Consider the following 12,524-nt stretch of genomic DNA (forward strand, 5'->3'; position numbering starts at 1 on the left):
GTCTCTCCCCTTACTTTTCACTTCTAATTTAACTTTCACCCACTCTAACGCCCGCGGTGGACAAAACTTCCCCACTTTTTGTGCACCGAGGACACCTGCATGCTAAGGGATTTCAATCAGCACTGCTCAAGGGGTATTTTTCGGCCATTCCCGGGGCTGTACGCCTGTAGCGAACACCCTCCGGGAGCGGGTTCTCCAGCCTTTTTCAGCGCCCGTCCGCCACGGACCCGGGCTCCGCGGAGAGTGCGACCAGACGTCTGCTGTAGGGGTGCGCCGGCGCGGCGAGGAACTCGGTCAGGGGACGGTCCTCCACCACCTCCCCCTCGTGGAACACCGCGACGCGGTCGCTGACGTAGCTGATGACATCGAGGTCGTGGGAGATCACGATCAGTGCCAGGTCCATGGTCTCGTTGAGGTGCAGCAGGAGATCCAGGATGTGGCGCTGCGCCACGGAATCGAGGGCGGAGGTCGACTCATCGCAGATGAGCACCCGGGGATCGACGAGCAGGGCCCGGGCGATGGACATGCGCTGGAGCTGTCCGCCTAAGCAGCGGGCGGGAATCCGATCGAGCAGCTCCGGTGGCAGCCCCACCCTGGCGACGGCCCCGCGGATCCGTTCATCAGCGGTGTCTGCGGGAAGTCCGCTCACGGCGGCGCCGAGGCTGTCACGCAGCGTCAGCGTCGGGTCGAAGGAGGAGTAGGGTTCCTGGGCGATCAACGCAACCTTCGTGGGAGTCCCGTCTGCCCATTCCCGCACCACGGTTCCGGTGCTCGGGGTGTCCAGACCCGCGATGATCCTGGCGAAGGTGCTCTTGCCGGATCCGGAGCGTCCGAGCACCCCGAGGACCTCGCCCTCCTCGAAGGTGAGGGTCATTGTGCGCAGGGCGATCCTTTTCCGGCGGCGGCCGAAACTGTGGGAGATCCCCTCGGTATTAAGGATCACCGGCGTGTGGTCGCGGCCCCGGGCACGCACGGTCACCTCCGCGCCGTGGAGCAGTGCGCGCGTCACCTCCTGCCGCGCCGAGGCGAACAGATCCCGCGGAGTACCCTGCTCGACGATCACCCCTCATTGATCACCATGATCCGATCCGCACACTCTCTGATGCCCGCGACATCGTGGGTGAAGAACAGGACCCTGAGATCGCGTTCCTTCTGTTTGCGCTGCAGCAGGGCCATCACCTCGGATTTCAGGATGGGGCCGCAGGAGGTCGGCTCGTCGGGGGGCATCCCTGAGACGTCGTCGCCGTCGGACAACCCGACCTCGTCAGGCAGTTGACCGATTCGCGGTGCCAGCAGCCTGTGCCCGCGCAGTCGACACCCCCATCGCCTCGAACAGATGGCAGCGCACGCTCATCCTCGGGTTGAGAACGCGCTTGGACAGCTGGAGGAGCATCGCCACGCGCCTGCCGGCGTCCATGGCGGTGCCATCCAGCGAACCGAGGTCCAGCCCGCCCACGCTGATGCCTCCGGTGGCGGTGGCCCCGGCGGGAAGCAAGCGGTCCACTGCCCTGGTCAGCAGCATCTTCCCGGAGCCCGAACGACCGACGACGGCGAGGAACTCACGCGGGCGAAGACCAGCAGCTGAGCGAGGGCAGCAGTTGCCGCCCGCCGATGGTGACATTGAGGATGGCCAGGTGCGCCCGCGTTGCTATCCACTTATCCCCACCTCCGTCTCGAGCACGTCTCCCCCATCGGCGGACCTGGAGATGCGGTTGCCGATGAGTGTGCCACTTGCACTGACGCTTGAAAATCGCCACTCCCGGTGCGATCTGCCCCTGGGGAGTGAGGGTGGCGCAGGGCTGCGCCTCCGCCAGCATCGATCCCCAGTCCAACCGCGGTGGCTGCACCCCGATGCCCAGATAGGACAGTGAGACGAGCAGGATCAGCAGCAGGCTGAAGCGCAAGGTGGTCCGGGCGAGGACCAGGGCGATGAGGATGCGCAGGACGTGGCGGCGAAGAATGAACCACCACCCCGCGCCGACGTGCCATGAGGCCTCGACCTAGTGGACAGAACCTGGCCCGAGCACGGCGATGACCGGCAGCGCGACAATGATCTCGGGAAGCACGAGCAGCACATCCTTGAAGCACAGGAACACCTCATCGGGCCAGCCACCACGCACCGCGCTGAGCAGACACGTTCCACCCTGTGATTCCCGGTGACAGACAGGGCACGAAAAAGACCCGGGCCCCATCACCGTGAGGTGATGGGGCCCGGGCTTTCGCTACTTAGAGCTGCACTGAGTTCCGAGTGGAGATTAGAACTTCAGGAAGCCGGAGATTGCCGGGAAGATGGCGGCGATCAGAGCGATGATTGCGGCGATAGCTGCGAAGGGAGCGAACTGGCCGAGATCGGAGGAACCGATGGCAGGAAGCTCGGAGGATCCACCGGGGGTGGAGCCGTTGTCGCCGTCCTCATCGGGGACCGGAGCCGGGATCGGTGCCTTATCCAGGTTACGGACGTACTGCACCGGCTCGACCCAGGTGTGGCCGTTGAGCAGGATCTTGGCGTAGGTGGCGACAGCGAAGGCCAGCTTCTGATCCGCGTAGAAGTCAGCATCGTTGTTGTTGGTCTCGTCAGACTCCCAAACCAGGAACCAATCTTCAGCTGCATCATCAGCATCGTTGAGCAGATTGATGTTCGCGTTGGCAGCGAAGATCAGGTTCGGGACCAGTCCGCCGTACCACTGGCGCAGGGTCTTGCCCTCAATGTTGACATTTTCCGGGCTGTTGTACAGCTCGGCGTAGCGGCCACCGACGTTGAAGGTGGTGGCGAGCAGACGCAGGGTGTCGCGCTGTGCGGTTGCACGCTGCAGGAAAAGCTGACGCACGATGACGTCGGACTTCTGAGCCTCACGGTTGGCGTTCTCGGAAGCGGTCTGAGCAGCCAGAACCTTGGCAACCTCAGCGTCGACAGCCTTCTTCAGTGCCTCGAGAGCCTTGATGTGCTCACGGGTGACGTAGTCGGCACTTGACTGATCGGTGGTCCACTTGGCAGCTTCCTTCCACTGCGCGTCAACCTCTTCCTGCAGGTCAAGGAGCTCATCGACAGATGCGGAGATGTCGACGTTGTCACCCTTTACGCCGGGATCGGCAACCCAAAGGTTGTTGAAGTCGGGGAAACGGGTACCGGTGGTGACGTTCTTAGCGTTGACGTCATCGATCAGGGACACAACGTTGGGGTTCTTGTTGTCGATGACACCCTCAGCATTGCGCAGTGCGTCACGGAGAGCCTCCCACGCAGCGGTGGCAGCCTCATCCTTCTGCTGTGCGTAGGCAACGGACTCACGCGCGGTGGTGATGTTGGCGGAAGCGGTGGCCAGCTGTGCCTCTGCCTCCTCCTGTGCCGCGTAGAAAGCAGTCTTGGCTGCTTCCTCGGAGGGATCGAATCCGTCCTCGGCTGCCAGGAGGTACTCGCTGACGATGGTGGAGATGTTCTTGGACTGGTAGGCGGCGAGGTAGTCACCGGTCGCGTCGGTGAGATCCTTGAGGGTGTCCTCGTCGTGATCCTTGGCGGTCACGCCAACTGCGGCGGAGCCGTCAGCGGGAGAGAAACCGAGGTTCTGGGAGATAGCTGCGGTGTTAACCGGAGCTTCCTGGGCGAAAGCGGCCGGGACGACGGTGCCGGAGACGGCGGTGGACACGGCGATTGCACCGGCGAGTGCCGCGGTGCGAAGCTTGTTCTTGAACATTGTTGAGGTTCTCCTCATAGGTGTCGAAAGGCAGTTGGATGGACCTGAGATCAAGCAGGTCTTCCGGTCTTGCGCGACATGGAAACGCTTTGAGTGGAGTAGAACCCCTCTCGCAATGCCGCCGTTTGTAGCAGCCTGTCGCTGAGGTGAACTATATGAGATCTCTGGGATAGTCGCCAGAGAACTCCAATAGATACCCGCCACTCTGGATATCACCTGGCACGTAAATAACAGCATGATCACAAAGAAGCCCCAGCTCAGCCACGGTCCGATCGACGATTTAAAGATCCTGTCAATTTACCCCCTTCCGGGGGTGTGGAACCATGCACCCGGGTTAATGCAATCCCAGCGACCGACGTTTCCGAACCGATTTCTCCGGGCCTGGATCTCCTTATTGACACCCCCTGAAATTGGGGGTTCATGCACGCCAGGGCGGTTTTTGGCCTTCGGTATCGGCGCCCGGGAGGGGTTCGTTACACATAACTTTCATGTAAGAAATTAGAATTTAATTATGAATAGATGCCTGTCAACAATCGGCTGAGCTATCCTCAGTTTTGAGCCCCTCTGAACCCCTTTTGCCGCCCGGATTCCAAAACCACCAGCTTAATTGCCAGGAAAATATAAGGAATACTCAGCTTCACCGTGATAATAGCCACCGCGGCCCGGGTTCCGGCGATCCGACCGCGCCCGGCCCCCGATATCCGGGGCTCCGGAGCCTCCTCCGCATTCCGGGGGCGCGGTCCCGGACCATCGCCCCGTGACGTGAATTAATTGTTGACCCGTCCTCTATATATAAAGGCATAGAGTCAACTGTGCGAAAGCTGTATAGCATGTTCGCTTCATGTTGCCAAGCCATACAAGCAAACACCCGGGACCCCGTGGACGGGGGCGGTCCACCGCGTGGGGTATCCTCGGCACCGAAACTTCACGCCCACCCACCCTCGAAAGGAACCACTCCACGTGCGTTTCCTCAACAACTCCACCCCGCCCTATGAGCTGACCTACTCGGACGTGTTCATGGTCCCGTCGCGTTCGGATGTCGGCTCCCGGATGTCCGTCGATCTGAGCACCGATGACGGGACCGGAACCACCATTCCCATCATCGTGGCCAACATGACCGCCGTCGCCGGTCGCCGGATGGCCGAGACCATCGCACGCCGCGGCGGGATCGCCATCCTCCCGCAGGATGTGCCCGCGGAGATCGCCGCCCAGACGATAGCCAACGTCAAATCCGCCGATCTGGTCTTTGACACCCCGATCACCATCAAGCCGCACCACACCGTCGGCTACGCGCGCAACCTGCTGCACAAACGCGCCCACGGTGCCGCGATCGTACTCGAGGGCAGCAAACCGGTCGGGCTGATCACCGACAAGGATCTCGAGCAGGTGGACAACTTCACCCAGGTCGGCGCGCTGATGAGCACCTCCCTACTCACCCTGCCCGATGACATCACCCCACAGGAGGCATTCAACATCCTCCACTCGCACAGCCGGAAGCTGGCCCCGGTGGTCAGCGCGGACGGCGATCTGCGCGGCATCCTCACCCGGGCGGGCGCGCTGCGCGCAACCATGTACTCACCCGCCGTCGACAGCAACGGCCGCCTGCGGGTCGGCGCAGCGATCGGCATCAACGGTGACATCGAGGGCCGCACCACCACGCTCGTCGAGGCCGGCGCCGACGTCCTGGTCGTGGACACCGCCCACGGCCACCAGGGCACCATGATCGAGGCGCTCAAGCGCATCAGGGCGCTGGGAGTGGAGGTGCCGATCGTCGCGGGCAACGTGGTCACCGCCGAGGGTGTGCGCGACCTCGTCGAGGCGGGCGCGGACATCATCAAGGTCGGCGTCGGTCCCGGCGCGATGTGCACCACCCGCATGCAGACCGGTGTCGGCCGCCCGCAGTTCTCCGCGGTGCTCGAGTGTGCCGCCGCCGCGCGCGAGCTCGGCGCGCACGTGTGGGCCGACGGCGGGGTCCGCGATCCCCGTGATGTCGCGCTGGCCCTGGCCGCCGGCGCCTCCAACGTCATGGTCGGCTCCTGGTTCTCCGGAACCTTCGAGTCCCCCGGCGATCTGCGCTTCGAATCCGACGGCAGGATGTACAAGGAATCCTTCGGCATGGCGTCGCGGCGCGCGGTGGAGAACCGCAACCAGACCGTCGAGGCCTTTGAAAAGGCCCGGCGCGCGATGTTCGAGGAGGGGATCTCCACGGCCCGGATCTACATTGACAAACGCCACGGCGGCGTGGAAGACCTGGTGGACAGGATCATCTCCGGGGTCCGCTCCTCCTTCACCTACGCCGGGGCGGACTCCATCGCTTCCTTCCATGAGCGGGCCACCGTCGGTGTCCAGTCCACCGAGGGCTATGCGGAGGGCAAGCCGCGGGCGTCGAGAAGCTGACGCCACCGCGCATCACCGGTGGGCGGTGGACACACGCGCCGAGGTGATCAGTCCTCCTCGACCCGCCTGACAAACAGCGAGGCCACCAGGGCGGCCACCGAGATGATACCGGCTGAGATGAAGGCGACCCGGGTTCCCGACCCCACGGCCGCGGCGTGCGCGCTGCCCGCATCGGTGGCCAGCATCGTGCCGAAGGACAGCGCCGCGATCATGATCGCCGTGCCCGCCGCACCCGCCAGCTGCTGGAGCGTGTTCAGGATCGCGGAGCCGTGCCCGTAGAGCACCTTGGGCAGGGATCCGAGCGCGGTGGTCATCAGCGGAGTCATCATCAGGCACATGCCGATGGAGAAGGCCACGTGCATGATCACCACCAGCCACACCGGGGTGCCGGCACCGAGGAGGGTCAGCGACCAGGCGGCGAGACTGAAGATGATCGCGCCGGGAATCAGCAGGGGCCGCGGCCCGACCCTGTCATAGATCCGGCCGATGAACGGTGCGACCAGGCCCTGCATCAGACCGCCCGGCATCACCACAAGGCCGGTGACCAGCGCGGTGGCGCCGAGGGAGTTCTGCAGGAAGATCGGAAGCACCATGATCGTGCCCAGCATCGCGCCGAAGGCGAGCAGGATGGCCACCATGGAGAAGGTGAAGTTCGGGATCCGGAAGGGACGCAGATCCATCAGGGCGCGGTCATCGCGACCCAGCTTCACCTGGCGCCGCAGGAACATGGCCAGGGCGATGACACCGACGACGAGCACCGCGATCACCGGCAGACCCTCTCCTGCCAGGATCTCGCCTATGGAGCTGAAGCCGAACACGAGCCCGCCGAAGGCGATGGCGGAGAGCAGAACCGAGGGGACATCCAGCGGCGACACCTTGGTCTCCCCGATGTTGCGGATCAGGGCTCCACCGACGGCGAGGGCGACGACGACGATCGGCAGCATCATCCAGAACAACCAGTGCCAGGTCAGGGAGTTGAGGATAAATCCGGATACCGTCGGGCCGAGCGCCGGCGCCACCGAGATGACGATGGAGATGATGCCCATCATCGAACCCCTGCGCTCGGCGGGAACAACCGTCAGTGTGACGGTCATGAGCAGCGGCATGATCAGCGCCGTTCCGATCGCCTGGATGATGCGGGCGGTCAGCAGCACCGCGAAGGTCGGGGCGAGGGCCGCGGTCAGTGTGCCCACCGCGAAGAAGCTGAGCGCCGTGATGAAGATGGCCTTCGTGCTGAACCTGTCCAGCAGGAAACCCGTGGTCGGGATGACCACCGCCATGGTGAGCATGAACCCGGTGCTCAGCCACTGCGCGGTGGTCTCCGGAACCCGGAAGTCCTCCATGATCGACGGCAGCGCGACGGAGAGGATCGTCTCGTTGAGGATCATGATCGTTGCGGAGACCACGAGGATGGACAAGACGATAATGACCTCGCGTGGCAGCGCCGCGGAGGTCTTCCTTGTGGTGTCAGTTGTCATTGTTTTTGCGTCGACCTTTCACGGCTTATGGGGAAAACTCCCCAATCGTGCCATAAGGCCCCCGCGGTCTCAATTCCGGACTGTGCGGGCGTCGAGAAGCATCCGTCCGGACAGCACGCCGGGCAGACCGCGGACGGTGAGCACCCAGGTGCTCACCCCGATCGCCGCCCACGCCGCGCCCAGCACCGGGAATCCGGAGCACAGCAGCAGCGCGCAGCCGCCAATGCCGCCGATGAACCGCAGCACCCGGGCCACCGGACCTCCGCCGTAGCGCAGCCGCACCGCGTGATCGCCCGGGGTGCCGCCGGTGACCAGCACGCAGATCAGGACCAGCACCGCGGCGGCCAGGCCCGCGGTGCGGAGGGGATCATCGATGCCGATGACCCCGTAGACATCGGCGATACCGAGGACGACGGTGACGGTGGCCGAGGCCAGCGCGTAGGACAGGAGATCGCAGATCATCGCGAGCATCCGGCGCGCCCTTGTCACCGGCCGCGGCGCCGCGGGATCAATCTCCTCCCGGGTCCCGGGGACCATCAGGGCGCACAGTGAGCCGAGCAGTGCACCGACGGTGTTCAGGAGGAGATCGTCGACATCGAAGACGCGGTACGCGCAGGGATAGATCCCCCACACCCCCGTCAGCTGGGTGACCTCGATGAACAGCGACAACCCGAAACCGAGCAGCGTGGCCGAAAGCACCCCGCGCCCGGCGAGGGTGCGCAGGAAGAACCCGAAGGGGAGGAAGAGCACAACGTTCAGCGCGATCTGCAGGATCACCACATCACCGAGCAGACCGGGGACCACACCACCGTGGCGGGCAACCGCCTCGAGCGCATCACTGCGCATCAGCAGAAGGTTCAGGTTCCTTCCCGCGCAGGTGAAGGCGTGACGGTCCGGCAGCGGCAGCAGGGTGAAGGCCCAGATGGCCCAGAAGTAGACCAGCGCCCCCGCCCACATCACCGCCCGGCCCGGTGTCAGCCGCCCGCGCCTGCGGTAGCTCAACGCCACGAAGGGGACGAACAGGAGCACCCCGGCGATCAGTCCCGCCCCGACCGCACCGGCCACCATCACCGCATGATCACGCAACACACCTGGGTATTCTGCCACCCCGGTCGCTGCTGTGGTCGCAGTGCTCCGGTTATCCCCTGGCCTCCGGCTTGACCATGGGGAACAACACCGTCTCGCGGATGCCGAGCCCGGTCAGTGCCATCAGCAGACGATCGATGCCCATGCCGCATCCCGCGGTCGGGGGCATGCCCTGTTCCATGGCCGCCAGGAAATCCTCATCGAGCACCATCGCCTCATCATCGCCGCCGGCGGCGAGCCGCGCCTGGTCCTCGAAGCGTTCGCGCTGGATGACCGGATCCACCAGCTCGGAATAGCCGGTGCCCAGCTCGAAGCCGCGGACGTAGAGGTCCCACTTCTCGGTCACACCCGGCTTGGTGCGGTGCTGACGGGTCAGCGGGGAGGTCTCCACCGGGAAATCGCGTACGAAGATCGGCCCGTGGAGCTGGTCCCCACAGAGCACCTCCCAGATCTCCTCGACGAGCTTGCCGTGGCCCCAGCCACCCTTTGCCGGAACCTCGAGTCCCACCACGGCGGCCAGTGCCCTGAGCTCCCCGACCGTGGAATCGATGGTCACCTCCGGCTGACCGGGAAACTTCCGCGAAAGTGCCTCGTTGAGGGAGGGGTACATCTCGATGGCTCTCCACTCGCCGCTGAGATCGTAGGTGGTGCCGTCGGCGAGCGTGACAACCTGGGTGCCGAAGACCTCCTCCGCCACGAACTGGATGAGCCCCTTGATCAGTTCAGCCCCGGTGTCATAGGTGCCCCATGCCTGGTAGGTCTCCAGCATGGCGAATTCCGGGGAATGCGAGGAATCCACGCCCTCGTTCCGGAAATTGCGGTTGACCTCGAAGACCTTCTCCATTCCTCCGACCACGCAGCGCTTGAGAAAGAGTTCGGGGGCGATCCGCAGGTAGAGATCGATGTCCAGGGCGTTGGAGTGGGTGACAAAGGGCCGTGCCGCCGCACCGCCGTGCAGGGTCTGCAGCATCGGGGTCTCCACCTCCAGGAACCCCTGGTCCTCCAGGTAGCGGCGCAGCGCGCGCATCACCTTCACGCGGGTCAGCGCGTTGGTCCGCGCCTGCTCGCGCATGATCAGGTCCGTGTAGCGGTGGCGCACCCTGGTGTCCTCGCTCATGTCGGCGAAGGCGACGGGCAGCGGCCGCAGCGACTTGGACACCATGGACCATCCGCCGGCCAGGATCGACAGCTCCCCGCGCCTGGAGGCGATGACCCGGCCGCGGACGGAGACGATATCGCCCAGGTCCACGATGGCCTTCCAGCCCGCCAGGGCCTCCTCGCCGACCTCGGCGAGTGAGAGCATTGCCTGCACCGTGGTCCCGTCGCCCTCCTGCAGCGCGGCGAAGCACAGCTTGCCGGTGTTGCGGATGAACATCACGCGACCGGCCACCGCCACCACGTCATCGGTCTCCTCACCGATCTCCAGGTAGCGCACGCCCTCGGCGTCCCCCTCACCGACGACGTACTTCTCCCGCAGCCCGCCTATGGAGATCGTGCGGTCGACCTCGACGGGGTATGCGTCCACTCCACCTTCCAGAAGGCGCTCGCGCTTCTCGCGGCGGATACGCAGCTGCTCAGGCAAATCGGCGGAGGTGTTCTTGGAGGTGGATTTGGAATCAGTCACGGCTTTCAAGGTTAGCCGATGCGGTGGTGCGTCGCGGAATCAGGCGTCGATGTTCCTGAAGCCTATTCCCAGCGGCAATCCGACGTTGTCACTGAGTTCGACGGACCCGAGTGTGACACCGACGAAGAGCCGGGCGTCACCCCTGTCCGGCGCCGGTCCCAGGTCGAGTCCGCGCAGCTCGATGTAGTCCGGCTGCACATCCGCGGCTGCGAGAACCCCGCGCACGGTCTCCACCACAACCTCCGCGCCGTGCTCGGCGGCGTGCGCACCGGCGGTCAGTGCCGCGGCGATCGCCGTCGCCCGTTCGCGGTCGCCCGGATCGATCTCGGCGTTGCGCAGTGACATCGCCAGCCCGTCCGGCATCCGCACGATCGGTATGCTGTGCACCGCCACCGGCATCAGCAGATCACGCACGGCCAGGCGCACACCGACCACGAGCGTGAAATCCTTCTCCCCCAGCATCACCGCGGTCGCCGCGGTCGCACCGAGCAGCGCGAGCACGCGGGTCAGGGCCTCCCCGCCTGTCGACGCCACGGAAACCGTGGTCCGCAGCCCACGTGGCCACAGCGTGGCCGGGACGTAGGGAAAGATCGCATCGACGTGCTCGGCCCGCAGCCTGTCATGGTCGGTGTCCGGACCGGCGTAGGCGACCACGACCACCGCGCCGGGCAGACGCCGGGCGGCACGGATCATGGAGATGTGCCCGGCGTGCAGGCCCTCACCCAGGGGCACCAGCACCACCGGCCTGCCGGTTTTGCGCAGGGCGGTGCCGAACATCCGGATCGACTCGACGCTGTCAAAGATCCTGCCCTGACCACGTTCGAAGCTCAACGGTCCTCCTTCTGAATCGCCCACAGCTCAACATCCTGCGTCCCCGAGACCTCCGCCTGGCGGCGCGCCAGGTCCCGGAACAGCCGTTTGCGCCCGGGATCCTCGATCGATTCATACTGGTCGATCAGGGTCGGCAGCGCCGGAACCTGCGGGGAGCGGCCGAGGGAACGGTTGACGATATCGGCGCTGACCTCGATATCACCGAGGAAGGAATCCACAAAGCGCACCGCATCCTGGTGGACGGTGCGCAGAAAGCCGGCGTAGCTCAGCGCCGCCGCCAGCTGCCTGCGCTGCGCATCGGCGACCTCCACGACCTGCCCACCCAGCTCACCGACGAGCAGCCCGACGATGGTCTCCCCCAGTTCATCGGTCGCCGCGGCCACCCAGCGGTCCTCCCCGAGGGGGTGGGCAGCCATCACGATCGCCCCCTCAGTCTCCAGGGGATCCATGACCTGGATCCCGTGCACGAGACTGGTGTGCAGAAACATCTGGCCGCGATGGGAATGCAGCGCGAGCCGTTCCACGGTCTCCGGCAGCCGGGCATCGGCGACCGCAATGACCACCAGTTCGACATCCCCGATCAGTGCGGGGTTGTGGACCTCTGTGACATCATGGCCCGCCTCGCGCAGTTCCGCAAGAAGCTGGACCGGGTTCTCACCATCCGCGAACACTCCCACCCGGAGCCTGGGCGCACGCACCTACTTTCCCTGCTTCCGGGCGGAGGCCAGCAGCTCGGCCACCGACAGTGACCCGGAACGCTCGTCCCGGCGACGGCGGCCACCGGAATCAGCCTCATCCTCCGGATCCCGGCGCCTGCGCCGTCCGACCCGCTCCTCCTGCACGGGCTCGGCCACCTTCTCCGGCTCCGGCAGCGGTTCGACGTAGCCGGTGGCCACCGGGTCGACGACCGGGGTCTCCAGCAGCTTCTCGGATTCCAGCTCAAGGACACGGCGGGCCTCGGCGCGCAGCACGTTCGGCTCGATGGTCCATTCGCGCCCGGAGAGCTCGGACAGCGCCGTGCGCATCTCCTCGAGCTGCGCACGGATCTCCTTCAGCGTCTCATTGTCGTGAACGCGCATCTGCAGTGCGTGTTCCTTCTCCAACCACATCACCTCGGCCTTCCGCTCGGCCTCGGCCTTTTCCCTCTCGGAATTGTAGAGCGCCTCCTGCGCCTCCATCTGCTGGCGGGTGGCCTCAATCTGATTGCGGGAACGGTAAACCAGGAAGAATCCGATGATGGCTGCCCACAGTGCCGCGAGCAGGGCGATCTTCATGGCGCCGTCGCTATCGGCAAGGAGCATGATCACGCTGGCTATCAGAGCGAGGGCAATGAGAACACCAAGCAGGATCTGTCCACGGTCGGGTGAATTTCCCGCGGGAGAATTCTCGTGCGACAGTTCGTGACTCATGAATTCCAAT

Annotated in this window: 11 protein-coding genes and 1 pseudogene; 1 reads left to right on the forward strand and 11 read right to left on the reverse strand. The window is 65.1% G+C overall.

The features are described from left to right. Positions 1-205: 205 nt before the first annotated feature. From B7E02_RS13145 to cspB, 5 genes and pseudogenes are all read right to left on the reverse strand, one after another. On the reverse strand, positions 206-1,063 hold the full coding sequence (locus tag B7E02_RS13145; protein WP_080796713.1) for an ABC transporter ATP-binding protein: 858 nt from the start codon (positions 1,061-1,063) through the stop codon (positions 206-208). Beyond that, entirely contained in the window at positions 1,060-1,254 is a 195-nt protein-coding gene (locus B7E02_RS14180; RefSeq protein ID WP_143336763.1) for a P-loop NTPase family protein, read from the reverse strand. The genes B7E02_RS13145 and B7E02_RS14180 overlap by 4 nt, the downstream gene beginning before the upstream one ends. Before the next feature lie 10 nt (positions 1,255-1,264). Further along, the gene (locus B7E02_RS13150; protein WP_080796714.1) at positions 1,265-1,522 is read right to left on the reverse strand and encodes a hypothetical protein; all 258 of its coding nucleotides are present in this window, start codon (positions 1,520-1,522) and stop codon (positions 1,265-1,267) included. A gap of 37 nt (positions 1,523-1,559) precedes the next feature. Continuing rightward, positions 1,560-1,985 (reverse strand): annotated as a pseudogene (locus B7E02_RS14185) (ABC transporter permease subunit); the annotation flags it as partial. A 270-nt stretch (positions 1,986-2,255) separates the two neighbouring features. After that, positions 2,256-3,689 carry an S-layer protein PS2 gene (gene cspB / locus B7E02_RS13155; protein WP_080796715.1) on the reverse strand — a complete coding sequence of 478 codons (1,434 nt, stop codon included), beginning with the start codon at positions 3,687-3,689 and terminating at the stop codon, positions 2,256-2,258. 960 nt (positions 3,690-4,649) lie between these two features. Between cspB and B7E02_RS13160 the strand changes: the two genes are divergently transcribed. Continuing rightward, positions 4,650-6,086 (forward strand): GuaB1 family IMP dehydrogenase-related protein, encoded by a 1,437-nt coding sequence (locus B7E02_RS13160; RefSeq protein ID WP_080796716.1) that lies wholly within the window; start codon positions 4,650-4,652, stop codon positions 6,084-6,086. 47 nt (positions 6,087-6,133) lie between these two features. On the opposite strand, the gene B7E02_RS13165 is transcribed toward B7E02_RS13160, so the two are convergent. The 6 genes from B7E02_RS13165 to B7E02_RS13190 all read right to left on the reverse strand — a co-directional run bounded on the left by B7E02_RS13165 (position 6,134) and on the right by B7E02_RS13190 (position 12,514). Further along, positions 6,134-7,564, reverse strand: coding sequence for an MDR family MFS transporter (locus B7E02_RS13165; RefSeq protein ID WP_080796717.1), 1,431 nt, complete (start codon positions 7,562-7,564; stop codon positions 6,134-6,136). 69 nt (positions 7,565-7,633) lie between these two features. Further along, on the reverse strand, positions 7,634-8,653 hold the full coding sequence (locus B7E02_RS13170; RefSeq protein ID WP_245802277.1) for a VanZ family protein: 1,020 nt from the start codon (positions 8,651-8,653) through the stop codon (positions 7,634-7,636). A 49-nt stretch (positions 8,654-8,702) separates the two neighbouring features. Further along, positions 8,703-10,274: a lysine--tRNA ligase gene (gene lysS, locus B7E02_RS13175; protein WP_080796718.1), complete on the reverse strand. Its 1,572-nt coding sequence runs from the start codon at positions 10,272-10,274 to the stop codon at positions 8,703-8,705. 39 nt (positions 10,275-10,313) lie between these two features. Further along, entirely contained in the window at positions 10,314-11,105 is a 792-nt protein-coding gene (locus B7E02_RS13180) for a pantoate--beta-alanine ligase (RefSeq protein ID WP_080796719.1), read from the reverse strand. Then, entirely contained in the window at positions 11,102-11,803 is a 702-nt protein-coding gene (locus B7E02_RS13185) for a 6PGD fold domain-containing protein (protein WP_080796720.1), read from the reverse strand. The genes B7E02_RS13180 and B7E02_RS13185 overlap by 4 nt, the downstream gene beginning before the upstream one ends. Further along, positions 11,804-12,514, reverse strand: coding sequence for a DUF6779 domain-containing protein (locus B7E02_RS13190; RefSeq protein WP_080796721.1), 711 nt, complete (start codon positions 12,512-12,514; stop codon positions 11,804-11,806). Between the last annotated feature and the right edge of the window lie 10 nt (positions 12,515-12,524).

This window comes from Corynebacterium pacaense (assembly GCF_900169525.1).
Classification (GTDB): domain Bacteria; phylum Actinomycetota; class Actinomycetes; order Mycobacteriales; family Mycobacteriaceae; genus Corynebacterium; species Corynebacterium pacaense.

What these genes read in the sequence shown, in the direction of transcription:
- cspB (WP_080796715.1), bottom strand. Translation starts at nt 3,689, where the DNA reads ATGTTCAAGAACAAGCTTCGCACCGCGGCACTCGCCGGTGCAATCGCC.
- B7E02_RS13150 (WP_080796714.1), bottom strand. Translation starts at nt 1,522, where the DNA reads ATGCTGCTGACCAGGGCAGTGGACCGCTTGCTTCCCGCCGGGGCCACC.
- B7E02_RS13165 (WP_080796717.1), bottom strand. Translation starts at nt 7,564, where the DNA reads ATGACAACTGACACCACAAGGAAGACCTCCGCGGCGCTGCCACGCGAG.
- B7E02_RS13190 (WP_080796721.1), bottom strand. Translation starts at nt 12,514, where the DNA reads ATGAGTCACGAACTGTCGCACGAGAATTCTCCCGCGGGAAATTCACCC.